General features: G+C 72.7%; 21 protein-coding genes, 1 pseudogene and 1 riboswitch. Of the genes and pseudogenes, 19 read left to right on the top strand and 3 right to left on the bottom strand.

Annotated features, from left to right (window positions below; genetic code table 11):
* Nucleotides 1–169 precede the first annotated feature (169 nt).
* From MB828_RS35575 to MB828_RS35560, 4 genes are all read left to right on the top strand, one after another.
* Nucleotides 170–2254 (top strand): alpha-galactosidase, encoded by a 2085-nt coding sequence (locus tag MB828_RS35575; RefSeq protein WP_301651774.1) that lies wholly within the window; start codon nucleotides 170–172, stop codon nucleotides 2252–2254.
* Between the two features lie 307 nt (nucleotides 2255–2561).
* Nucleotides 2562–2722: riboswitch (cyclic di-AMP (ydaO/yuaA leader) on the top strand.
* Between the two features lie 4 nt (nucleotides 2723–2726).
* Nucleotides 2727–3647, top strand: coding sequence for a M23 family metallopeptidase (locus MB828_RS35570; protein ID WP_301651773.1), 921 nt, complete (start codon nucleotides 2727–2729; stop codon nucleotides 3645–3647).
* A 189-nt stretch (nucleotides 3648–3836) separates the two neighbouring features.
* On the top strand, nucleotides 3837–4553 hold the full coding sequence (locus MB828_RS35565; RefSeq protein ID WP_301651772.1) for a DUF6250 domain-containing protein: 717 nt from the start codon (nucleotides 3837–3839) through the stop codon (nucleotides 4551–4553).
* Between the two features lie 145 nt (nucleotides 4554–4698).
* Nucleotides 4699–5484: an SGNH/GDSL hydrolase family protein gene (locus MB828_RS35560; RefSeq protein ID WP_301651771.1), complete on the top strand. Its 786-nt coding sequence runs from the start codon at nucleotides 4699–4701 to the stop codon at nucleotides 5482–5484.
* A 50-nt stretch (nucleotides 5485–5534) separates the two neighbouring features.
* Here MB828_RS35560 and MB828_RS35555 read toward each other — a convergent pair whose 3' ends face one another.
* Both MB828_RS35555 and MB828_RS35550 read right to left on the bottom strand, forming a co-directional pair.
* A complete protein-coding gene (locus MB828_RS35555; protein WP_207920498.1) occupies nucleotides 5535–6137 on the bottom strand; it encodes a TetR/AcrR family transcriptional regulator in 603 nt (200 codons plus the stop codon).
* A 167-nt stretch (nucleotides 6138–6304) separates the two neighbouring features.
* Nucleotides 6305–6832 (bottom strand): GNAT family N-acetyltransferase, encoded by a 528-nt coding sequence (locus MB828_RS35550; protein ID WP_301651770.1) that lies wholly within the window; start codon nucleotides 6830–6832, stop codon nucleotides 6305–6307.
* Here MB828_RS35550 and MB828_RS35545 point away from each other — a divergent pair.
* Together MB828_RS35545 and MB828_RS35540 are read left to right on the top strand one after the other, a co-directional pair.
* Entirely contained in the window at nucleotides 6831–7433 is a 603-nt protein-coding gene (locus MB828_RS35545) for a helix-turn-helix domain-containing protein (RefSeq protein WP_301651769.1), read from the top strand. The two genes, MB828_RS35550 and MB828_RS35545, sit on opposite strands and share 2 nt — an antisense overlap.
* Nucleotides 7430–8578, top strand: coding sequence for an MFS transporter (locus MB828_RS35540; RefSeq protein ID WP_301651768.1), 1149 nt, complete (start codon nucleotides 7430–7432; stop codon nucleotides 8576–8578). The genes MB828_RS35545 and MB828_RS35540 overlap by 4 nt, the downstream gene beginning before the upstream one ends.
* 4 nt (nucleotides 8579–8582) lie before the next feature.
* Here the strand turns inward: MB828_RS35540 and MB828_RS35535 are convergent, their stop codons facing one another.
* A complete protein-coding gene (locus MB828_RS35535; RefSeq protein ID WP_301651767.1) occupies nucleotides 8583–9761 on the bottom strand; it encodes a glutamate dehydrogenase in 1179 nt (392 codons plus the stop codon).
* A 141-nt stretch (nucleotides 9762–9902) separates the two neighbouring features.
* Between MB828_RS35535 and MB828_RS35530 the strand changes: the two genes are divergently transcribed.
* From MB828_RS35530 to MB828_RS35470, 13 genes and pseudogenes are all read left to right on the top strand, one after another.
* A complete protein-coding gene (locus tag MB828_RS35530) occupies nucleotides 9903–11090 on the top strand; it encodes an MBL fold metallo-hydrolase (RefSeq protein WP_301651766.1) in 1188 nt (395 codons plus the stop codon).
* A gap of 603 nt (nucleotides 11091–11693) precedes the next feature.
* A pseudogene (locus MB828_RS35525) lies at nucleotides 11694–13379 on the top strand (sensor histidine kinase); the annotation flags it as partial.
* 752 nt (nucleotides 13380–14131) lie between these two features.
* Nucleotides 14132–14566: a roadblock/LC7 domain-containing protein gene (locus tag MB828_RS35520; protein ID WP_046728213.1), complete on the top strand. Its 435-nt coding sequence runs from the start codon at nucleotides 14132–14134 to the stop codon at nucleotides 14564–14566.
* A 2-nt stretch (nucleotides 14567–14568) separates the two neighbouring features.
* Complete coding sequence (locus MB828_RS35515) at nucleotides 14569–14940, top strand: DUF742 domain-containing protein (protein WP_133022423.1); 372 nt, start codon at nucleotides 14569–14571, stop codon at nucleotides 14938–14940.
* Entirely contained in the window at nucleotides 14918–15517 is a 600-nt protein-coding gene (locus MB828_RS35510; RefSeq protein WP_133022424.1) for a GTP-binding protein, read from the top strand. Before MB828_RS35515 ends, MB828_RS35510 begins: the two co-directional genes overlap by 23 nt.
* 61 nt (nucleotides 15518–15578) lie before the next feature.
* Nucleotides 15579–16160, top strand: coding sequence for a GAF domain-containing protein (locus tag MB828_RS35505; RefSeq protein WP_133022425.1), 582 nt, complete (start codon nucleotides 15579–15581; stop codon nucleotides 16158–16160).
* A 58-nt stretch (nucleotides 16161–16218) separates the two neighbouring features.
* The gene (locus tag MB828_RS35500) at nucleotides 16219–16818 is read left to right on the top strand and encodes a TetR/AcrR family transcriptional regulator (RefSeq protein WP_133022426.1); all 600 of its coding nucleotides are present in this window, start codon (nucleotides 16219–16221) and stop codon (nucleotides 16816–16818) included.
* A 20-nt stretch (nucleotides 16819–16838) separates the two neighbouring features.
* On the top strand, nucleotides 16839–17768 hold the full coding sequence (locus MB828_RS35495) for a LysR family transcriptional regulator (protein WP_301651764.1): 930 nt from the start codon (nucleotides 16839–16841) through the stop codon (nucleotides 17766–17768).
* A gap of 129 nt (nucleotides 17769–17897) precedes the next feature.
* A complete protein-coding gene (locus MB828_RS35490; RefSeq protein WP_301651763.1) occupies nucleotides 17898–18611 on the top strand; it encodes an SDR family NAD(P)-dependent oxidoreductase in 714 nt (237 codons plus the stop codon).
* A 32-nt stretch (nucleotides 18612–18643) separates the two neighbouring features.
* Nucleotides 18644–19015, top strand: a complete 372-nt coding sequence (locus tag MB828_RS35485) for a YybH family protein (protein ID WP_301651762.1) — start codon at nucleotides 18644–18646, stop codon at nucleotides 19013–19015.
* A gap of 179 nt (nucleotides 19016–19194) precedes the next feature.
* Complete coding sequence (gene tdh, locus MB828_RS35480; RefSeq protein WP_133022430.1) at nucleotides 19195–20223, top strand: L-threonine 3-dehydrogenase; 1029 nt, start codon at nucleotides 19195–19197, stop codon at nucleotides 20221–20223.
* 19 nt (nucleotides 20224–20242) lie between these two features.
* Nucleotides 20243–21436 (top strand): glycine C-acetyltransferase, encoded by a 1194-nt coding sequence (locus tag MB828_RS35475; protein ID WP_133022431.1) that lies wholly within the window; start codon nucleotides 20243–20245, stop codon nucleotides 21434–21436.
* Nucleotides 21437–21467: 31 nt separating this feature from the next.
* Entirely contained in the window at nucleotides 21468–22370 is a 903-nt protein-coding gene (locus MB828_RS35470; protein WP_133022432.1) for a LysR family transcriptional regulator, read from the top strand.
* Nucleotides 22371–22404 lie beyond the last annotated feature (34 nt).

The raw sequence follows: 22404 nt of genomic DNA, 5'->3' as shown, positions 1-22404 counted from the left end.
CTCCTCCCGGCCGGTCCCGGCGGCGCGGCTCGCCGACGGGCACTGCGTCGACGATACGACATCGGTTTCCACGGGCAATGAGTTGTCCACAGGCGTTGCCTCCGGGGCCGCGGACCTTGATGATGTTCGTGCTTGAGCGGATCTGTTGGCACCTGTGTGAGGTTTCTCGATGGTGGACATCGCCGAAAACGGTCGTACCTGGCTCCTGTCGGGCCCTGGCAGCAGCTACGCGCTGCATCTCACGGAGGCCGACGAACTCCTTCACCTGCACTGGGGGCCCAGGATCCGGCTGGAGGACGCCGAAGCCCTCACCGTCCGGCCGCTGCCCGACTACTGGCCCTTCGAGTCCCCGCTCGACGGCCGTGAGGAGTACCCCGTCGAGGGCGGTCCCCGCTTCGTGCGCCCCGCGCTGTCGGTGCGCACCGAGGAGCGCCGCGGCACCGAGTGGACCTTCGAGTCGTACGAGACCGGCGGCGACGCCGGTGACGAGGAACTCCGGCTCCGCTTCCGGGACGACGAGATCGTCATCACCCTGCACTACCGGATGCGCGGCGACGTCGTCGAGCGCTGGGTGACCGTCGGCAACGAGGGGCCCGCGCGCGTGGAGCTGCTGCGCGCCGACCCGGCCACGTGGACACTGCCGGACCGCGAGGGCTGGCGCCTCTCCCAGCTGCACGGCCGCTGGGCCGCCGAGTCCCGGCTGGTCAGCGCGCCGCTCACCTACGGCGAGAAGGTCATCGGCAGCCGCCGCGGCCACACCGGCCACCAGCACCTGCCCTGGGTCGCCCTGGACACCGACGCCACCGAGGAGCGCGGGGAGGTCTGGGGCTGCGCCCTCGGCTGGTCCGGCTCCTGGCGGATCGCCGTCGCCCAACTCCCGGACGCGCGCGTGCAGATCACCGGCGGCGCCGGCTACGACGACTCGGGCCTGCTGACGCTGGCCGAGGGCGAGTCGTACACCAGTCCCGTCTTCGCGGCCCTCTGGTCCGACGGCGGCTTCGGCGGGGCCAGCCGCGCCTGGCACGCCTACCAGCGGGCGTACGTCATCCCGGACGCCGACCGGGACCGGCCGGTGCTGTTCAACTCCTGGGAGGCCACCACCTTCGACATCTCCGAGGAGCAGCAGGCCACCCTCGCCCGGCGGGCCGCCGCGATCGGCGTCGAACTGTTCGTGGTGGACGACGGCTGGTTCGGCGCCCGTACCAGCGACCACGCCGGTCTCGGCGACTGGACGCCCAACCCGGACCGCTTCCCGAAGGGCCTGAAGCCGCTCGGCGACTACGTGCACGCCCTGGGGATGCAGTTCGGCATCTGGGTGGAGCCCGAGATGGTCAACGCGGACAGCGACCTGTACCGCGCGCACCCCGACTGGGTGCAGTACCAGCAGGGGCGGAAGCGGACGGAACTGCGCAACCAGCTCGTCCTCAACCTCGCCCGCGAGGACGTCCAGGAGTACCTCTGGGAGCAGCTCGACGCCCTGCTGTCCAGCGCCCCGATCGACTACGTCAAGTGGGACTTCAACCGCTGCTTCACCGACGCGGGCTGGCCGGGCGAGCCCTACCCGCAGCGCCTGTGGGTGGACCACGTGCGCGGGCTGTACGCCCTGCTCGACCGGATCCGCGCGGCCCATCCGAACGTAGCCATCGAGTCCTGCTCCGGCGGTGGCGGCCGGATCGACCTCGGCATCATGAGCCGTACCGACGAGGTGTGGACCTCCGACAACACCGACCCGCTGGACCGGCTCGCCATCCAGCACGGCTTCAGCCAGATCCACCCCGCCCGGGTGATGTCCGCCTGGGTCACCGACAGCCCGAACCACCAGCTCAACGACCGGGTCAGCAGCCTGCGGTTCCGGTTCGTCAGTTCCATGGCGGGGGCGCTCGGGGTCGGCGGCGACCTCTCGAAGTGGACCGAGGAGGAGCTAGCCGAGGCCGGCCGCTGGGTGGAGCTGTACAAGGAGATCCGGCCGCTGGTGCAGCGCGGCGACCAGTTCCGGCTGCGGCCGCCGACGGGCGGGCTCAGCGCGGTGCAGTACACCCTGGGCGACGAGACCGCCGTCCTCGCCTGGCTCCAGGCGCAGAGCTACGGCGAACCCGCGCCCGCGCTGCGGCTGCGGGGCCTCGACCCGACGGCGTCGTACGAATGCCGCGAAACGGGCGAAGTGCACCGGGGTGCCGTCCTGTTGCACCACGGACTGCGTACCGGCCTCAAGGGCGACCTGGACGCGACGGTCATCCGACTCCGCCGCATCTGATCCTTCTGCCCGAATTAACCGCTTAATCACAACTCGCTCTGGAATAAGAGGACGTGGCGTGACGTGCGTGAGGAGCGTCATATCCGTGACCGTCCGTCGCGCGTCATGTCCACGTAATTCCGGTGCTTTTCCTGGGGAATCGGTAATAGGGGAAAGATCGGAATCCACGGAGGGTGACGGGGAATTCCGGTAAAGGATCACGGGGCACCGGGACGGCGGGAACCGTTCGCTTGTCCGCGTGCGTCCTGCTCGCTTACGTTCGCCACGCATCCGGACGGAACGCCTAATCCTGCCGCCGCCCGGAGTCCCCACACACTCACCCGTGCCCGGCAGGAGCGGGGGACCCACCAGGTACGACCGCCTGTTCCGGTTCCCGGGACGGCCAGGGGTGCAGCGACGCAGCGATGCGTGGCCGGGCAGCTCCAGCCCGAACCCGACAGCTCACCTCGCAGGCGCCGGAGAGGAACGCGCCATGCCCGCGAAGGGTAAGCACCGCCGTCCCAGGCCCCAGCGCCTCACTCGTTCGATGGCCGTCGCCGGAACCGGCGGCGCCGCGCTGGCCCTGCCGCTCATGGGGGCCACCGGCGCCCACGCGGCCACCCCGCAGTCCATTTCCGCGCGGGCCCCGCAGTCGATACCGGCCGCCGAGAAGGCGGCCGTGAAGCAGGCGACGGCGAAGCGGTCCGCCACCGCGCGGGCCGCGCACCGCACCTACACCGTGGTGCCCGGCGACTACCTCTCGAAGATCGCCCGTGACCAGGACGTCAGCGGTGGCTGGCACCGGCTCTACGCCGACAACCGGCAGGCCGTCGGCGACAACCCCTCGCTGATCCACCCCGGCCTCAAGCTCGTCCTCGGCGGCCGCGGCGCCACGGCGTCCGGCGCGACGGACTCCGGCACCCGGCAGGGGACCCGGTCGTCCACCCCCTCGCCGGCGTCCACGTCGGATGGGTCCACGTCGACCGCGTCCACGGCGACCGCCTCCGGCTTCACCCTCCCGGTCAGCGGGGCCGCCGTCGGCACCGGCTACCACGTGTCCGGCAGCATGTGGTCCAGCGGCTACCACACGGGCGTCGACTTCGTCGTCCCGACCGGCACCCCCGTGAAGGCCGTCGGCGAAGGCACGGTCGTCACGGCCGGCTGGGGCGGCGCCTACGGCAACCAGGTCGTCATCCGGCTCGCCGACGGCTACTACGCCCAGTACGGCCACCTCTCCGCGCTCTCCGTCTCGGCCGGCCAGACCGTGACCGCGGGCCAGCAGATCGGCCTCTCCGGCGCGACCGGCAACGTGACCGGCCCGCACCTCCACTTCGAGATCCGCACCACCCCCGACTACGGCTCGGACGTGGACCCGGTCGGCTACCTCCGCTCGAAGGGCCTCGCCGTCGGCTGACGGGCGCCCACTGGTCTGACACGCACTCCGAAGGCCGGACCCCCGATCCCCGGGTCCGGCCTTCGGTATGTCCATCTCGTGGCGCGGACGTGCCAGGTGTCGACAGCGGAGCTCCGGCGACGGCACAGTGATCTCCGTTGGGTGAAAGCGCTTTCCGACCTCCTCGTCACGCCGGAAGGAACCTGCCGTATGACGACCACCCGCCGAGCCTTCGGAGCTCTGGCCGCCGGAGCCGCGCTCGCGGCCCTCGCCCCCGCCCCGCCCGCGAGTGCCGCACCCCGGCACCGCCGCCTGCTCGCCCACGACGACTTCCGCCACGGCCTGGGCCAGTGGTCGGTGGAACTGGAACAGGGCGGAACGGTCGCCGCGACGGACGGGATCCTCGAGGTCGACGTGCCCGCCGGGGCGACGATCTGGTTCCGGCGCCGGCTCGAAGGGCCGTACGTCCTGGAGTACACCGCCACACCGGTCTCGGCGGGCGGCCCCGACGACCGCGTCTCCGACCTCAACAACTTCTGGAACGCCACCGACGTGCGCTCCCCGGACGACCTGTTCGCCACCCCGCGGCACGGCGCGCTCGCCGAGTACGACTACCTCACGACGTACTACGCCGGCTACGGCGCCAACTACAACACCACGACCCGGCTGCGCCGTTACGTCGGCGAGCCCGGCGTCCGGCCGCTGGTCTACGACTACACCGAGCCGCTGCTCGTGCCGAACGAACCCAACCACGTCCGGATCGTCTCCGACGGCCCGGTGGTCCGCTGGTGGAACAACCGGCGGCTGGTGTTCGACTACACCGACCCGCAGCCGTACACGGGTGGGCACTTCGCCTTCCGGACCACCTGGAGCCACTTTCTGATCAGCGACTTCCGGGTCTGGGGATCATCGCGTCAACGTCCTTGACCGGAGCCTTATTCCGGGCTTGGCAAAGTATTTAAAAGTGTCTTATCTCACCGATCGTCAACCCCTTATTACGGTCGCGTAGGTCACAGTCAAAGGTGAATCATGGTCCGATGTGGCAGACGATTCGAAGAGTGACAACGCATCAGTGATCGGGTCGTACGTGGCGCTGGGGGACAGCTTCAGCGAGGGCGTCGGCGACCCGGGGCCGGACGGGGCGATGGTCGGCTGGGCCGACCGGTTCGCGGTACTGCTGTCGGACCGGCGGCCCGAGGGCGACTTCGCGTACACCAACCTCGCCGTCCGCGGGAAACTCCTCGACCAGATCGTGGCGGACCAGGTGCCGCAGGCCCTGGAACTCGCCCCGGATCTGGTCTCCTTCTGCGCGGGCGGCAACGACATCATCCGTCCCGGCACCGACCCGGACGAGGTGGCCGAGCGGTTCGAGCGGGCCGTGGTCCGGCTGACCGGGGCCGCCGGCACGGTCATGGTGACCACCGGGTTCGACACCCGCAACGTGCCCGTGCTCAAGCATCTGCGCGGCAAGATCGCCACCTACAACGGCCATGTCCGGGCCATCGCCGACCGGTACGGCTGCCCGGTGCTCGACCTGTGGTCCCTGAAGACCGTGCAGGACCGGCGGGCCTGGGACGACGACCGGCTGCACCTGTCACCCGAGGGTCACACGCGCGTGGCGCTGCGCGCCGGTCAGGTGCTCGGCCTGGAGATCCCGGCCGACCCCGACCAGCCGTGGCCCCCGCTGCCGCCCCGCGGCACCCTGGAGGTCCGCCGCGACGACGTGCACTGGGCCCGCGAGTACCTCGTCCCGTGGATCGGACGCCGACTGCGCGGTGAGTCGTCCGGTGACCATGTGACGGCCAAGGGCGCGCTCTCCCCGGACGACATCAAGATGCGGATCGCCTCCGTCGCCTGAGGCGCGCACATGCGGTGCGGGTAAGGGGCGGCCTCCCTGCGGGGCGCCCCTTACTCCTCGTCGGGCAGCCCCAGTTCGCGGGCCAACGCCTCGTCCACCCACTGCTGCGCCCGGGCCCGCGGCACGGCGCCCGGGTACGACGTGAGCTGTACGGCGAGCCCGTCGAGCAGCGCGGTCAGCCGCAGTGCCGCCGCCATCGGGTCGGGGCACCGGAACTCACCGGCGGCCACCCCTTCCGCCACGACCTCGGCGATCGCCGCCTTCCACTGCTGGTCCAGTTCCTTGGTGACATCCCGCAGGGCGGGCTCGCGCAGGGCCACCGCCCAGCCCTCGATCCACAGCCGCCAGCCCTTGGCCTGCCCGGTCGGCGCGTACCAGCGCACCGCCGCCCGCAGCCGGCGCAGCGCCGACGTCCGGCGTCCGAGCAGCTTGCGCAGATGGGCCAGATCGCCCTCGGCGGCATAAGTGAAAGCGGCGGCGACCAGCTTCTCCTTGGTCGAGAAGTGGTAGAGGACCAGCGCGTTGCTCACGCCGAGGGCCGACGCGACATCGGCGATCCGCACCGCCGCCACGCCCCGCGCCTCGATCTGTTCGATGGCGGCCCGCAACAGCTCCTCGCGCCGCTCGGCCACACTCAACCGCACTCTCGCCACGCGGTCACCCTAATCGGTCGCCCCACCGCCCGCGTTGCCGCCTCATGGACACCCCACCGCCCGCATCGCCGCCTCATTGGACGCCCATGCCCGCGCCGTCGTCTCGTCGGACGCCCCATGCCCGCGCCGCCGTCTCGTCGGTCGCCCCATCGCCGGCTGTCGCTGTCTCAGGACAGCGGCAGCCGCATGAGCGTCAGGTCCAGCCAGCGGCCGAACTTGGTGCCCACCTCCCGGACCGTGCCCGCGTGCTCGAAGCCGAACCGTTCGTGCAGCCGGATGGACGAGGCGTTACGGGCCTCGATCCCGGCGATCATCACATGGTGACCGGCCTCCCGGGCCGCGACGACGAGGCCGGCCAGCAGCGCGGAGCCGATACCGAGGCCCTGCCTGCCCTCGCGCACGTAGACGGAGTTCTCCACCGTGTGCCGGTAGCCGTCAAGGGCGCGCCACGGGCCGTAGACCGCGAATCCCGCCACCTCGCCCGGCGCGTCCGCCACTTCGGCCACCAGCGCCGAGCCGCGCTCCAGGTGCGCCGCGAACCAGGCCGCCCCCTCGGCCGCGGTCTGCGGGGTCTCGGTCCACAGCGCGGTCGAGTGCTCGATCGCGTCGTTGCGGATCGCCCGCACCGCCTCCGCGTCACGGGCTTCCGCCGGACGGACCGTCACCGCCGGGCTTCTCTCGTATATTGGATTCATGTCCAACATAGTAGATCCCGCGACGGACGCGCTGGTGGCACGGATCGCCGCCCGAGTCCGCACCGAACGCGAGCGCCGCCGCTGGACCCTCGCCCAGCTCGCGGACGCCTCCGGGGTCTCCCCGGCGATGATCAGCCGGATCGAGCGCGGCGAGAGCAGCCCGACGGCCGTCGTCCTCGGCAAGCTGTCCGCCGCCTTCCAGCTGAGCGTCGCCTCCCTGCTCGCCCTCGCCGAAGGCGCACCGGACCCCGAGCCCGACACGGCGGGAGTGCGGCGCGGCGCCGACGCGGCGGAGTGGCGCGACCCCGGCACCGGCTACCGGCGCCGCCAGATCACCGGTCCCCGCTTCCCCGCGGAGATCGCCGAGATCCACCTGCCCGCCGGGGCCCGCGTCCCGTATCCGGCGGCGGCCTTCGCCTTCGTACGACAGCTCGTCTGGGTCCTCGACGGACATCTGACCTTCCACGACGGCGACACGGTCCACGAACTCGACGCCGGCGACACCCTCGAACTCGGCGCCCCCGCCGAGCGTGTCTTCGCCAACACCACCGACGCCGAATGCCGTTACGCCGTCGTCCTCACCCGCGACACCCGGCCGTGAGCCGGCCGCTGCCCCGGGGCGGCACGCTCCTGCTGGCCGCCGTGGCCGGCACGGCGATCGCGAACAACTACGCCCTGCAACCCGCGCTCACCACGGTCGCCGCCGACCTGGACGTGCCGCTGTCCGTGATCGGCCTGGTCCCGACCGCCGCGCTCGCCGGCTGCACGGCCGGCTTCGCCCTGCTCCTGCCGCTCACCGACCACCTGGCCCCGAACCGGCTGGTCGCCGCCCAGCTGACCGCTCTGGCCGCCGCGCTGGCCCTCGCCGCGACCGCGCCCGGCCCCGCCGTCCTGCTGGCCGCCTACCTGCTGACCGGCGCCGCGGCCAGCGTCGCGGCGCAGGCGAGCACCATCGCCGGCCGGCACGCCCCACCGGGCCGCGGCGGAACCGGGGTCGCCGTCGTGGCCGCCGGCATGTCGGCCGGCATCCTGCTCAGCCGGCTGGCGGGCGGCGCCCTCACCGACGCCCTCGGCTGGCGGCGGATGCTCCTGGTCTTCGCCGTCCTCGCCCTGCTCGGCGCGACCGCCGCCGCGACCCTGCTGCCCCGGCACCGGCCGCCCGCCCGCGGCGGCTACCTCGCCACCCTCAAGGCGCTGCCGCCCCTGCTCCTGAAGCACCGGCGGCTGCGGCTCACGGTCGCCACCGGAGCCCTCTGGTACCTCGCCTTCAACGTGGTCTGGATCGCCCTCGCCCTGGCCCTCGCCGAGCCGCCCCGCTCGCTGGGCCCGACCGCCATCGGCCTCTACAGCCTGGCCGGGCTTCTCGGTTTCGCCGTGCTCCCGCTCACCGGCCGGCTCACCGACCGGTACGGCCCGCGGACCGTGATCACCGGCGCCGTAATGACCGCCGCGGCCGGCACCGGCCTGCTGGCCACTGGCCTGGACACGCCCTGGGTCACCGCCCTCGGGCTCGCCGTCCTCGACGCCGGCTGCTTCGCCGCCCAGGCCGCCAACCAGAGCCGTGTCATCGCCCTGGACCCGGCCCGCTCGGGCAGCCTCAGCAGCGTCTACCTCGTCGTCTACTTCACCGTCGGCGCCCTCGGCGCGGCCGCCGCCGCACCCCTGCTCGACACCCTCGGCTGGCCGGCCACCGCCCTCACGGCGCTCGCCGCGCTGCTCCTCGCCGCGGGACTCGCGCGCCGCTGAACCGTCAGCGGTACCAGCCGAACCGCTCCGCGATCACCGGCAGCCGGTCGCTCACCAAAGCGTGCGCGGCGGCACGCGGCGTCGTGCCGTCGGACTCCGCGCGGTCCAGCATCAGCCCCACCAGAGCCCGCATCGAACGCCGGGTGTGCGCGAACGCCTCGTCCGCGTCGGGGCCGATGTCGCCGAACAGGGTCCACCACCACCAGGCGTTGGTACCCGAGTTGACCACCACGTCCGGCAGTACCGTCACCCCGCGCGCGGTGAGCCGTTCCTCCGCCTCGGGCAGCACCGGCATGTTGGCCGCCTCCACGATCCAGCGGGCGGTGACCAGGTGCTCGTTGGCCGCGTCGATCGCGTACGACACCGCGGCGGGCACCAGCACCTCCGCGTCCGCGGCCAGCCAGGCGTCACCCGGCAGGTCGAGGTCGCCCGGACGCAGCGCCGCTCGGTCGACGGTGCCGTACGCGTCCCGCGCCCGCAGCAGCGCCTCGACGTCCAGACCCGCGGGGTTGGCGACGGTGCCCTTGACGTCGGCGACGGCCACCACCGTGAGTCCCGCGCGGGCGAGGAAGCGCGCCGTGGCCCCGCCCATCGTGCCGAGCCCCTGGACGGCGACCCGCGTCCCCCGGTAAGGCACCCCGGCCCGGTCCAGGGCCGTCAGCGCCGACTCGGCGACCCCGCAGCCGCCGGCCAGCTCGTCCAGACCGATGCCGTCCACCTCGACGGCGAAGGCGTCCGCCAGCCGCCGCCGGGCCGCCGTCTCGTCGTCCAGCAGCGGGTACACCGCCTGGACCGAGGAGACCAGCCCCGCCTCGGCGGCGGCCCGGTCCACCAGGTCCTGGGTGAGCCCGAGGTCCTCACCGGTGGTCCAGAAACTCTCGATGTACGGCCGCATGGCCCGCAGGTAGCGGACCAGCAGCGGGTACGCCCCCGGGTCCTGCGGGTCGCAGTCGATACCGCCCTTGGCGCCGCCCAGCGGGACGTAGCGGCCCTCCGGGTTGTAGTGCAGGGCCTCCTTCATCGTCATCCCGCGCGCGAGCCCGGTGACCTCCTCCAGGGTGCAGCCCGGCCGCATCCGCAGGCCGCCGCTGGCCACGCCCCGCACCAGCCGGTCGACGACCAGGAAGCCCTGGCGGCCGGTGACGTGGTCGGTCCAGACGAGAGACATCAGGGGAGCGGGCACGGGGGCTCCTCGGGAGCGGTGTGAAGGAACGGTGTTACTGAACAGTGGGTCAGTATCGGGAGGCGGGTGGCGCGGTGTCAACGCCGACCGCCGGAGGGGCCGACCATAATGGAGGACCTCGGCTATACCACTGGAGGTACCGTGACCGGTTCGAGTTCCCTGAGCTCCGGGCTCCGCGCGCTGCGGCCCGCCGCCTTCGGCGCGGACCCCGGCGGCGAGCGCCTGGCCCGCATCCAGGGCTCACCGCACTTCAAGGACGGTGTCTTCCAGAACCCCGGCGGTGTCGCCCGCACCCGGCCGTCGGGCTCCATGCTGGACTTCGCGAAGAAGTACTTCGAGAAGCAGGAGCGCGCCCGCCGCGCCCCCCGGGGCACCATACCGGTGCACCCCACCACCGTCGCCGACCTCGCCAAACCCGCGTCGAGCGGCCTGCGGGCGACCTGGATGGGCCACTCCAGCGTCCTCGCGGAGATCGACGGACACCGCGTCCTGTTCGACCCCGTCTGGGGCGAACGCTGCTCGCCGTTCCCCTTCGCCGGACCCAGGCGGCTGCACCCGGTCCCGGTGCCGCTCGCCGCGCTCGGCACGGTCGACGTGGTGGTCATCTCGCACGACCACTACGACCACCTCGACCTGCCGACGATCAGGGCGCTGGCCGGCACGGACACCCTCTTCGCCGTGCCGCTCGGCGTCGGCGCCCACCTCGAACAGTGGGGCGTGGCCCCCGACCGGCTGCGCGAGCTGGACTGGAACGAGGAGACCAAGGTCGGCGGGCTCACCCTGACGGCGACCCCCGCCCGGCACTTCTGCGGCCGGGGGCTGCGCAACACGCAGCACACCCTGTGGGCGTCCTGGGTCGTCGCCGGCGAACGGCACCGGATCTACCACAGCGGTGACACCGGCTACTTCGACGGCTTCAAGGGCATCGGTGCCGACCACGGCCCCTTCGACCTGACGATGATCCAGATCGGCGCGTACAGCGAGTACTGGCCCGACATACACATGACGCCGGCGGAGGGCATGCGCGCCCACCTCGACCTCCAGGGCGGACAGCCGCACGGCACGCTGCTGCCGATCCACTGGGGCACCTTCAACCTCGCCCCGCACGCCTGGGCCGAGCCGGGGGAGTGGACCAGGGACGCCGGTGACGAGGCGGGCCAGGCGGTCGCCCTGCCGCGCCCCGGCGAGCCCTTCGAGCCGTCCGGGAAGCTGCCCGCCGACCCGTGGTGGCGTACGGTGTCGGCGCCGATCGCCCGGCCCTGGCGCCTCACGGTCCGGTCCGGCGACGCGCCGGAAAGGGGGGACCTCGACCTCGCGAGCGAGGCCTGACGGCACCTGCGCGACGACGGCGGCTACCGCCACCGATGTCGGCGTGGCGTGAACATGGTGTGCGTGCCCCTGCCGGACCTCGGCAGGGGCACTGCCATGAGCCCTGAGCCATGCACACTGCCGACGCCCGCTTCCGTGCCGAGCAGTCGAGGCCAAAGCAGTCACCATGGGTGACATTCTCGGGGATGGAGTCGAAGGCGCCGGGAGGCGGTGGGACGGCCGCCCGGGTCGGCCGTAGGGGTGCGGAGGGGGTGCGTACCGGCCGCCGGAGGGGGAGTGCTGCGACGGGTGCCGTGGCTCGCGCTCTCTGCGCCTGACCGCTTTTGAGCAGGTCGGATCGGCCGATGACCATTCGGGGGCATGATGCGGAGGCGGTTATCGGCCTTTCGTACGACGGCTCATACCAGAGCGGGACCCTCTCCGGGTGACTTTGTCAACTGCCCACCGCACATGATGCCTTGGCGACTACTGTGAGTGTCCGTCGGACGACCCGGGGCCGAATACTTCTGCGGTCCCCTCGGCCGGCACCGCGATGGCGCATGCCCCGCCTCGCGCGACCCCGCGCGAGAGATCCAGGCCCGACGGACCAGTACGAGGACGCAGATGTCTCACCTCCGTGCACCGGCCGCCCGCGCCGACCGCCGTGAGGGCGGCCGGCACGGACGTCCGGTCGCCCGACCCGTTCCCGCGCTGCCCGAGGCACACATACGGCCACAGCTGATGCGTCTCGCCGTACTGCCGCCGGTCGCGGTGGCACTCAGCGGCTGCGCGGCCGTCCTCTTCACCGTCCGCTCCACCGGGGCGCGGCCCAGCCTCACCCTGCTGGTCGTGCTCGCCGGAGCGGTCTCGGTGACGGCCGCGGGCATCGTGATCGCCGCCGTGGCCGCCGGCCGCGCCGCCCGTTCGGTCAGCGACCGCGTGGCCGTCCTGCGCCGCAGCGCCGCCCGCGGCGAGGCCGACGTACGCGCCCTGGTCGAGGCCCTGCGCCGGGGCGAGAACCCGCCGCAGCGCACACCGCGCGGCGGACCGCCCGAGGACGCCGACGACTTCGAGTTGCTCGCGGCCGACCTGTCCCGCGCGCACGACGGCGCCGTCAGCGCCGTCGTGCAGGCCGCCCAGCTCTCCAGCCAGGCCGGCAGCGAACAGAAGCTGGAGGTCTTCGTCAACCTGGCACGGCGGCTTCAGTCCCTCGTGCACCGCGAGATCTCGATCCTCGACGACCTGGAGAACGAGATCGAGGACCCCGACCTCCTCAAGGGCCTCTTCCACGTCGACCACCTGGCCACCCGCATCCGGCGGCACGCCGAGAACCTCGCCGTGCTCGGCGGCGCCGTGTCCCGCCGACAGTGGAGCAACCCCGTCTCCATGACCGAGGTGCTGCGCTCCGCCATCGCCGAGGTCGAGCAGTACTCCCGGGTCAAGCTCGTCCCGCCGATCGACGGCGAACTACGCGGACACGCCGTCGCCGACGTCATCCACCTGCTCGCCGAACTCGTCGAGAACGCCACCGTGTTCTCCGCCCCGCACACCCAGGTGCTGCTCCGCGCCAACCTCGTCACCTCCGGCCTCGCGGTCGAGGTCGAGGACCGCGGACTCGGCATGCCGGTCGGCGAACAGTCCAAGATGAACGCCCTGCTCACCGACCCCGACCAGGTCAACGTCGCCAGCCTGCTGGCCGACGGCCGCATCGGCCTCTTCGTCGTCTCCCAGCTCGCCCGCCGCCACGGCATCCACGTCCGCCTCCAGACCAACATCTACGGCGGCGTCCAGGCCGTACTCGTCGTCCCGCAGGCCCTGCTGGGCACGTCGGGCGCAGCCGGGGCGGTGCCGCAGCCGCGCGACCCGGCGGCCGCGGGCGGTGCGCCGACGGCGCCGGGCGGTGCCCCGGGAGCCGGGGCCGCGCGACCGGCCGACGCCGACGGGACACCGGAGGCCGGCAGCGCGGGCGGTGCGGGCAACGCGGGCGATGCGGGGACCGTCACCGGCGCCGGAGGCCGGGCGGCCGCCGCGAACGGTTCACCGGCCGGCCGGCGGTCCGGACGACAGCCGGGGCCCGCGGGGGTCGCGGCCGAGGGACGACGTCGGCACGCGCAGCCCGACGGGGCCCCCGCGCCGCTGCCGGTGCGCGGCGCCCAGGACACCCGGCCCAACCCCGCCGAGGCGCTGCCCGGCATCCGGCCCGAGGACCGGCTCACGGTCGCCGAGAACGCCGGTGCCCCGCCCGTCCCACGCGTCGGCGCCGTACGCGGCACCATGGGCAAACCCCAACTGCCCCGCCGCCGCGCCCAGGAGCACATCGTCCCCCAGCTGCGCGGCGGCCCGGCGCCCCGCCAGGACAACGGCGAGGCCCCGGCCGGACACGACCCCGGGCTGATGGCCGCCTTCCAGCGGGGCATCGGCCTCGCGGAGGCCCAGCAGCACCTGGAGGCCACCCAGCCGGAGCCGTCGGCCACCGAACCGTCCGAACCGGTGTCGTCGTCCCCCGTGGGCACAGCACATGGCGAGTCACTCCACACCCGGCTCACCGGGACGGGCTTCACCGACATGGGCGTCTTCGACACGGGAGGCACGGGAGGCACCGGGGGCGACGCGGCGAGCAGTACGTCCCACGCCACCCATGCGGACGCCACGCACATGGGGGCCGCGCAGATGAACACGGGCCCCATGCCGGGCACCCCCATGACTCCCGGCCACATGGACGCCCGGCCCATGGATGCCCGGCACGTGGACACCGGGCACACGGACGCCGGGCACGTGGACGCCGGACACAGCGCTCCGGACCATGTGATGGGCGACCACACGACCGGCGACCACCCGGCCCAGCCGCACCTGACCTGGGCACACCGGGACCCGGCCGACCCCCGGTCCGTGTCCCGGCCCCCCTCGCGCTCCCCGGTCCTGCGCCCGGTGCCCACCTCCGAGTTCACCACCCGGCCCGACGGGAGCACACCGGCCGGATGACCAGCACCACCTCCACCTCCGCCCCCACACCCACCCCCAGCGCTCCCGCAGACCTTCGTACCCCAAGGAGTCGATCCACCATGGCGAGCGATGCGCCGACCGCCCAGGTATCCGACCTCGACTGGCTGATGAGCGGCCTCGTGCAGCGCGTACCGCACACCACGAGCGCCGTACTGCTGTCCTGCGACGGGCTGGTGAAGTCCGTCCACGGCCTCGACCCGGACAGCGCCGACCACATGGCGGCGCTCGCCTCCGGCCTGTACTCGCTCGGCCGCAGCGCGGGCGTCCGCTTCGGCGACGGCGGGGACGTCCGGCAGGTCGTCGTCGAACTCGACTCGACGCTGCTGTTCGTCACCACCGCCGGCTCCGGCACCTGTCTCGCCGTACTGGCCGGCCGGGAGGCCGACGCCGCCGTCCTCGGCTACGAGATGGCGATGCTGGTGAAGAGCGTGCGCCCGTACCTCGTCACCGCGCCCCGGCAGCACGCCGTCGAACCCACGGCGATGAGGCCTTGAGGGTGGCGGCAGCCGGCGACGGGCCGTGGCTGGACGACGCGGCCGGACGCCTCGTGCGCCCGTTCACGGTCAGCAACGGCCGCACCGAGCCCAGCATCGCCCTCGACCTGATGTCGCAGGTGATGGCCACGGGTTCCACGCCCCTCGGCTACCTCGGCCCGGAGCACGCGCAGGCGCTCGACCTGTGCCGCGGACCCGTCTCGGTCGCCGAGATCGCCGCGCACCTCAAACTGCCCGCCGTGGTCACCAAGGTGCTGCTCTCCGACCTCGTCGACTGCGGGGCGCTCACCGCCAAACCCCCCGCCTTCCACCACAACCCCACTGACCGGTCCCTCCTGGAGGCAGTGCTCGATGGACTACGACGACAGCTCTGACCCCTTCCCCACCGCGCTGAAAATCCTGGTGGCCGGTGGGTTCGGGGCCGGCAAGACGACCTTCGTGGGCGCGGTCAGCGAGATCGCGCCGCTGTCCACGGAGGAACTCCTCACCACGGTGAGCGCCGCGACCGACAACCTCGACGGCATCGAGAACAAGGTCGAGACGACCGTGGCCATGGACTTCGGCCGCATCACCCTGGACCCGGAACACGTGCTCTACCTCTTCGGCACGCCCGGACAGGAGCGGTTCTGGTTCATGTGGGACGAGCTGTCCGAGGGCGCGCTCGGCGCGGTCATCCTCGCCGACACCCGCCGGCTGGAGGACTGCTTCGCGGCCGTCGACTTCTTCGAGGAACGCGGCCTCGGCTTCATCGTCGCCGTCAACGAGTTCGACGGCTCCTACCGCTACGACCCCGAGGAGGTACGGGCCGCCATCGACCTCGACCCGCAGATCCCCGTCGTCCGCTGCGACGCCCGGATCTCCAGCTCCGGCGTCCAGACCCTGCTCACCCTCGTCCGCCACCTCATCGCCCACGCCCCGGTCTCCGCGCCGAGCCACGGCGCCCACAGGTGAAGTCCGCACATCCCTCACGGAGCCCCTATATGACCCACGTCCACAGCGACGGAGCCCGCGCATGAGGTACGACCCGTCGCGCCCGGCCGGTCGCCTGCTGCTCACCCCGGAGGACAAAGAGGCACCCGAGCGCACCCGGCGCCTCGGCCAGCTGCGCCTGGGCGGACGACCCGACCCCGAGCTCGACATCTACGCGGACCGGCTCGCGGAGGTCACCGGAGCGCCGTACGCCATGGTCAACTTCATCGGCCAGAACCGGCAGTTCTTCGCCGGCCTCCACCTGCCGACCCTGGCGCCGCCCGTGGTGAAGCCGGACGGCAGTACCCCTGTACTCGGCCGGGAACTGGCCCGGGACCATGGCTTCTGCCCCCATGTGGTGGTCCGCCGCAAGGCACTCGTCCTGGAGGACGTCTGCGACTACCCGCGGTTCGCGGGCAACCCGGTCGTCGACGAGTTCGGCATCCGCTCCTACCTGGGCGCCCCGCTCATCGACAGCACGGGGACGGCACTCGGCACGGTGTGCGTGGTCGACGTGGAGCCCCGGCCCTGGGGCCGGCCCGGTCTGGAGACGATCAAGGCGTCGGCGGCGGAGCTGGTGGCCCGCCTGGAACGGCGCGAGGCCGACGGGTTCCCGCTGCTGTGACGACGGGAACGGGCCTCCGCACTAGCCGACCGGTCTAGTACTTCCCTACCCTGGCCCCATGGGACGTACCAGTGACGCCAAGGGGAAGATCCTCGACGCGGCCCGGTCGCTGATCGAGGGGCGCGGGTACGCGGCGCTCGGGGTGGCCGAGATCTGCAAGGCGGCCGGGGTGCCGAAGGGGAGCTTCTACTACTTTTTCGAGTCCAAGGAAGCCCTCGCGCTCGCGGTCGTGGACGAGCACTGGGCGGCCCAGAAACGCGACTGGACCCGGGTCCTGGCCGGTGACGGGGAGCCGCTGCGGCGGCTGCGGCGCCTGTTCGAGGAGACGGAGGCCGGCCAGCGCGCCGCGCAGCGGGACTGCGGCACCGTGGCGGGCTGCCTGTTCGGGAACCTCACCCTGGAGCTGAGCAACCAGACCGAGGCGGTCCGCGGACGGCTCCAGGAGATCTTCGAAGCCCAGGTCGACATGGTGGAGGCCGTCGTGGCCGAGGCCCGCGCCCGCGGCGAGGTGGGCGTGACCGACACCCGGGAGGCGGCGCGGGCGGTGGTGGCCCAGCTGGAGGGCCAGGTGATGTTCGCCAAGCTGTACAACAGCACCGACCGGCTGAGCCCCCTGTGGCAGAACTGCCGAGCCCTGCTCGGCGCGACAGCGCCCTAGGCGTGGGGAGCGCGCGTAGCATGACGCGCGTGGAGCTGCGTCAGCTGCGTTACTTCGTCGCGGTCGCCGAAGAACTGAACTTCGGCCGGGCCGCCGAGCGGCTGCTCATCGCGGGGCCCTCGCTCTCCCAGCAGATCAAGGCACTCGAACGCGACCTGGGTGTCCGGCTGTTCGACCGGGACCGCCGTTCGGTCTCCCTCACCCCGGCCGGCGCCGACCTGCTCCCGGGCACCCGGGCCCTGCTGGAGCGGGCCGACGACCTCCGGCGCCGGGCCGGCCGCCTCTCCGGTACCCAGTCCGTCCGGCTCGGCTATGTCAACTGGCTGCCCCCGGACCTGACTTCGCGTACGGCCGCGGTGGCCCGGGTGCATGTGGACGCCTGGGTCGCCCCCTCCCACACCCAGGCCGCCCGGGTCGCCGACGGCAGCCTGGACCTCGCCGTCTGCTGGGTCCGCACCGAGGACCTGAAACGGCTCGGGCTGCGGGCCCGGCTGATCGGCGCCGACCGGCTCTACGCCGTGGCCAAGGGCACCGACACCGCGGACGTACGGGCCCGGGACACCGACGTCCTCATCGACGACGACCTCACCTCCTGGGCCTCCTGGAACGGGTACGCCGAGGAACTGACCGAGGCCGTCGGCGCCCGTGCCGTCCGCATCTCCGACGGCGCGATCACCGGGCCCGCCTTCTTCGACCACGTCCGCCGCTGCACCCGTCCCGTCCTCAACTCGCCGAAGGGGCAGGCCACCGCGCTGCCGCCCGACCTGGTCCGTCGCGAGATCGTCGGTCCGAAGGTGTACTGGACCTGGTCCCTGGTGTGGCGCGAGAGCGAGGACCGGGCCGGTGTGCTGGCTGCCGTCGACGCCCTGTGCGACGGCGTCGCCGACCTCGGGATCCACGCGGCGGACGCCTGGCTGCCCGCCGACGACCCGTACCCGTCTCCGCGCTGAGCCGCGCTGGGAGGCCGTGCCTCCCAGCCGGGAGGAAACCGATCCTGGCGGGCACCGGCGACCCGGCCTACGTTCCAAATAGTCGACCGGTCGGCTAGTAACCGGTCCACGATCATGGAGAAGGTCATCATGAGCACATCGCAGCAGAAGGTCGCCATCGTCACCGGTGCTTCCCAGGGCATCGGCGCGGCCCTGGTCGAGGGCTACCGCAAGCTCGGTCACGCCGTCGTGGCCACCTCGCGCTCGATCGCCCCGAGCGGCGACGCGGACGTCCTGACCGTCCAGGGCGACATCGCCGACCCGGCCACCGCCGAGCGGGTCGTGGCCGCCGCGGTCGAGCGGTTCGGCCGTGTCGACACCGTGGTCAACAACGCGGGCGTCTTCGTCGCGAAGCCCTTCACCGACTACACGGCCGACGACTACGCCACCGTCACCGGCATCAACGTGGCCGGCTTCTTCCACCTCACCCAGCAGGCCGTCCCGCACCTGCTCGCCCAGGGCGGCGGACACATCGTGAGCGTCACGACCAGCCTGGTCGACAGCCCGGACGCCCGGGTGCCCTCCGTCCTCGCCTCGCTGACCAAGGGCGGCCTACAGGCCGCGACCAAGTCCCTGGCGATCGAGTACGCCACCCGTGGCATCCGTGTCAACGCCGTCTCGCCCGGCACCATCAAGACCCCCATGCACGCGGCGGAGACCCACGACTTCCTCGCCGCCCTGCACCCGGTCGGCCGGATGGGTGAAGTGAGCGACATCGTCGACGCGGTGCTCTTCCTGGAGACCGCGCCGTTCGTCACCGGCGAGATCCTGCACGTCGACGGTGGTATGAGCGCCGGACACTGAGCGGACGTCAGATCCAGGAGCAAGGAGTGGACATGATCACCACGGCCGACGACACGGCGATCCTGACCGGGGTGGTGGACCGCTGGAAGGCGGGCGTCGACGCGCACCGCCCGGAGGACGTCGCCGCGCTCTTCACCGAGGACGCCGTCTTCCAGGGGCTGCGCCCCTACACGGTCGGACGCCAGGGCGTCGCCGCGTACTACGACTCCCAGCCGCTCGGCATGAAGGCGGCGTACCGGATCCTCGAGACCCGGCGGCTCGCCGAGGGCGTGGTCCTTGGCTATCTGGCCGTCGAGTTCTCCTTCGCGGACCGGCCGCCGCGGGACGTGAAGCTCTCCGTCGTCGTCACCCGGGTGGCGCAGGAGTGGTACATCGGCCACTACCAGGTCTCCCGACTCGAATAGGCGGGCCCCGCCGGGCGGTTCGGGGGGCGTGAAGCGGAGCTGTGGCGGCGCTTAAGAAAACCTCGATGGACCCCGGCGCCCGGGTACGGCAGATTGCTGTGCGATACCACCCCCCATGCCCGGTCGCGGGCCGCTTCGGCGTGCCCGCGGCCGGGATCTCACGCACAGGAGCCGTAGCGTTGAAGGCGCTGGTCAAGGAGAAGGCGGAGCCCGGGCTGTGGCTCGCGGACGTGCCGGAGCCCGCGGTCGGACCGGGCGACGTACTGATCAAGGTGTTGCGGACCGGCATCTGCGGCACCGACCTGCACATCCGGGCCTGGGACGGCTGGGCGCAGCAGGCCGTCACCACCCCGCTGGTGGTCGGGCACGAGTTCGTCGGCGAGGTCGTGGCGACCGGGCGGGACGTCGTGGACGTCAAGACCGGCGACCGGGTCAGCGGCGAGGGGCACCTGGTGTGCGGCAAGTGCCGTAACTGCCAGGCCGGGCGGCGCCACCTGTGCCGCGCCACGGTCGGCCTCGGCGTGGGCCGTGACGGCGCGTTCGCCGAGTACGTCGCGCTGCCCGCCGGCAACGTCTGGGTGCACCGAGTCCCCGTCGACCTCGACGTGGCCGCGATCTTCGACCCGTTCGGCAACGCCGTGCACACCGCCCTGTCCTTCCCGCTGGTCGGCGAGGACGTCCTGATCACCGGTGCCGGACCGATCGGCCTGATGGCGGCGGCGGTGGCCCGGCACGCGGGCGCCCGCCACGTCATGATCACCGACGTCAGCGAGGAGCGCCTCGACCTGGCCCGCAAGATCGGCGTGAGCCTGGCGCTGAACGTGGCGCGGGCCTCGATCGCCGACGGGCAGCGGGAGCTGGGCCTGCGCGAGGGCTTCGACGTGGGCCTGGAGATGTCCGGCCGGCCCGAGGCGATGCAGGACATGATCGCCAACATGACGCACGGCGGCCGGATCGCCGTGCTCGGCCTGCCCGCCCGGGAGTTCCCCGTCGACTGGGCCCGGATCGTCACCTCGATGATCACGATCAAGGGCATCTACGGCCGGGAGATGTTCGAGACCTGGTACGCCATGTCGGTGCTGCTGGAAGGCGGCCTCGACCTCGCGCCCGTGATCACCGGCCGGTACGGGTACCGCGACTTCGAGGCGGCGTTCGCCGACGCGGCGAGCGGCCGCGGCGGCAAGGTCATCCTCGACTGGACTGCGTAATTCCTTAGGAGCTTCTGGCATGTTCGACTCCGTACGCGACGACCTGCGCGTCACCCTCGACGAGATCCGCGCCGCCGGGCTGCACAAGCCCGAGCGCGTGATCGGCACCCCGCAGTCCGCGACCGTCGCGGTGACCGCGGGGGGCCGCCCGGGCGAGGTCCTCAACTTCTGCGCCAACAACTACCTCGGCCTCGCCGACCACCCCGAGGTGGTCGCCGCCGCCCACGAGGCGCTGGACCGCTGGGGTTACGGCATGGCCTCGGTCCGCTTCATCTGCGGCACCCAGGAGGTCCACAAGGAACTCGAGGCGCGCCTGTCCGCGTTCCTCGGGCAGGAGGACACGATCCTCTACTCCTCCTGCTTCGACGCCAACGGCGGTGTCTTCGAGACCCTGCTCGGCGAGGAGGACGCGGTCATCTCCGACGCCCTCAACCACGCCTCGATCATCGACGGCATCCGGCTCTCCAAGGCCCGCCGTCTCCGCTACGCGAACCGCGATCTCGACGACCTGGAAAGGCAGTTGAAGGAGGCGGCCGGGGCGCGCCGGAGGCTCGTCGTCACGGACGGCGTGTTCTCCATGGACGGCTACGTGGCGCCCCTGCGCGAGATCTGCGACCTGGCCGACCGGTACGACGCGATGGTCATGGTCGACGACTCGCACGCCGTCGGCTTCGTCGGCCCGACCGGCCGCGGCACCCCCGAGCTGCACGGCGTCATGGACCGCGTCGACATCGTCACCGGCACCCTCGGCAAGGCCCTCGGCGGTGCCTCCGGCGGCTATGTGGCGGCCCGCGCCGAGATCGTCGCCCTGCTCCGCCAGCGCTCCCGCCCCTACCTCTTCTCCAACACCCTGGCGCCGGTGATCGCGGCCGCCTCGCTCAAGGTGCTCGACCTGCTGGAGTCGGCCGACGACCTGCGCGTGCGCCTCGCCGAGAACACCGCGCTGTTCCGCCGCCGGATGACCGAGGAGGGCTTCGACATCCTCCCCGGCGACCACGCCATCGCCCCCGTGATGATCGGGGACGCGGCGCGGGCCGGGCGGATGGCGGAGCTGCTGCTGGAGCGGGGCGTGTACGTGATCGGCTTCTCGTACCCGGTGGTCCCGCAGGACCGGGCCCGGATCCGCGTCCAGCTGTCCGCGGCCCACTCGACGGACGACGTCAACCGGGCGGTGGACGCCTTCGTCGCGGCCCGCGCGGAACTGGCGGCCTGACCGCCGCGGACATATTGCAATAATCGACCCCATGATCGAGGCGCGGCGGCTCCACATCCTCCGTGCGGTGGCCGACCACCGCACCGTGACGGCGGCTGCCGCCGCGCTCTTCCTCACCCCGTCGGCGGTCTCCCAGCAGCTCGCGGCGCTGGAGCAGGAGACCGGCCACCGTCTGGTCGAGCGCGGCGCCAAGGGCGTCCGGCTCACCCCGGCCGGGGAGATCCTGCTCGGCCACACCAACGCGGTCCTCGCCCAGCTGGAGCGGGCCGAGGCCGAACTGGCGGCGTACGGCTCCGGCGAGGCCGGCACGGTCACCGTCGCCGCGTTCGCGACCGGCATCGCACAGGTCGTCGCCCCGGCCGTGGCCCACCTCGCCCGGACCGCCCCCGGCATCCGGATCCGCGTCCAGGACGCCGAGGGCGACGCCAGCCTCCCCATGGTCCTGGACCGGCAGGTCGACGTCGCGGTCGCCGTCGAGTACCGGGGCGCCCCGCCGGCCGACGACCCCCGGCTCACCCACGTACCGCTGTACGCCGAGCCGTTCGACGCGGTCGTCCCGCTCCACCACCGCCTCGCCGAGGCCCCGGAGGTCCCCCTCGCGGAGCTGGCCAAGGACCCTTGGATCGGCCCGTACCCCGGCAATCCCTGCCATGACGTGGTCGTGCTGGCCTGCGAGAACGCCGGCTTCCAGCCTCGCCTCGAACACTCCTCCGACGACTTCCGTGCCGTGGTGGCGCTGGCCTCGGCCGACGCGGGTGTGGCCCTGGTGCCGCGCTCCGCGCTCCGCGGCACGGACCTGAGCGGTGTGGTCGTACGCCCCGTCGACGGCGACGCCCCGACGCGTCGGGTCTTCGCGGCCGTACGGCGCGGGGCGGAGGGGCATCCGCTGATCCGCCCGGTGCTGGAGGCGCTGGGCGAGGCGGCACGGCCGTGAGCCGTCCTTAACCCGGGTGTTTCATTCACGGGAT

This window comes from Streptomyces arenae (genome assembly GCF_022343545.1).
In the GTDB taxonomy this organism is placed as follows: Bacteria; Actinomycetota; Actinomycetes; order Streptomycetales; family Streptomycetaceae; genus Streptomyces; species Streptomyces humi.
Note: the sequence above shows the minus strand (reverse complement) of the source record. Positions and strands in the feature narration are given on the sequence as shown.

Excerpts from the sequence above, each read along its gene's own strand:
- MB828_RS35470 (WP_133022432.1), top strand. The coding sequence starts at position 21,468 with ATGATCGAGGCGCGGCGGCTCCACATCCTCCGTGCGGTGGCCGACCAC.
- MB828_RS35490 (WP_301651763.1), top strand. The coding sequence starts at position 17,898 with ATGAGCACATCGCAGCAGAAGGTCGCCATCGTCACCGGTGCTTCCCAG.
- MB828_RS35565 (WP_301651772.1), top strand. The coding sequence starts at position 3,837 with ATGACGACCACCCGCCGAGCCTTCGGAGCTCTGGCCGCCGGAGCCGCG.
- MB828_RS35505 (WP_133022425.1), top strand. The coding sequence starts at position 15,579 with ATGAGGTACGACCCGTCGCGCCCGGCCGGTCGCCTGCTGCTCACCCCG.
- MB828_RS35500 (WP_133022426.1), top strand. The coding sequence starts at position 16,219 with ATGGGACGTACCAGTGACGCCAAGGGGAAGATCCTCGACGCGGCCCGG.
- MB828_RS35550 (WP_301651770.1), bottom strand. The coding sequence starts at position 6,832 with ATGAATCCAATATACGAGAGAAGCCCGGCGGTGACGGTCCGTCCGGCG.
- MB828_RS35570 (WP_301651773.1), top strand. The coding sequence starts at position 2,727 with ATGCCCGCGAAGGGTAAGCACCGCCGTCCCAGGCCCCAGCGCCTCACT.
- MB828_RS35520 (WP_046728213.1), top strand. The coding sequence starts at position 14,132 with ATGGCGAGCGATGCGCCGACCGCCCAGGTATCCGACCTCGACTGGCTG.
- MB828_RS35545 (WP_301651769.1), top strand. The coding sequence starts at position 6,831 with ATGTCCAACATAGTAGATCCCGCGACGGACGCGCTGGTGGCACGGATC.
- MB828_RS35510 (WP_133022424.1), top strand. The coding sequence starts at position 14,918 with ATGGACTACGACGACAGCTCTGACCCCTTCCCCACCGCGCTGAAAATC.
- MB828_RS35575 (WP_301651774.1), top strand. The coding sequence starts at position 170 with ATGGTGGACATCGCCGAAAACGGTCGTACCTGGCTCCTGTCGGGCCCT.
- MB828_RS35475 (WP_133022431.1), top strand. The coding sequence starts at position 20,243 with ATGTTCGACTCCGTACGCGACGACCTGCGCGTCACCCTCGACGAGATC.
- MB828_RS35495 (WP_301651764.1), top strand. The coding sequence starts at position 16,839 with ATGACGCGCGTGGAGCTGCGTCAGCTGCGTTACTTCGTCGCGGTCGCC.
- MB828_RS35485 (WP_301651762.1), top strand. The coding sequence starts at position 18,644 with ATGATCACCACGGCCGACGACACGGCGATCCTGACCGGGGTGGTGGAC.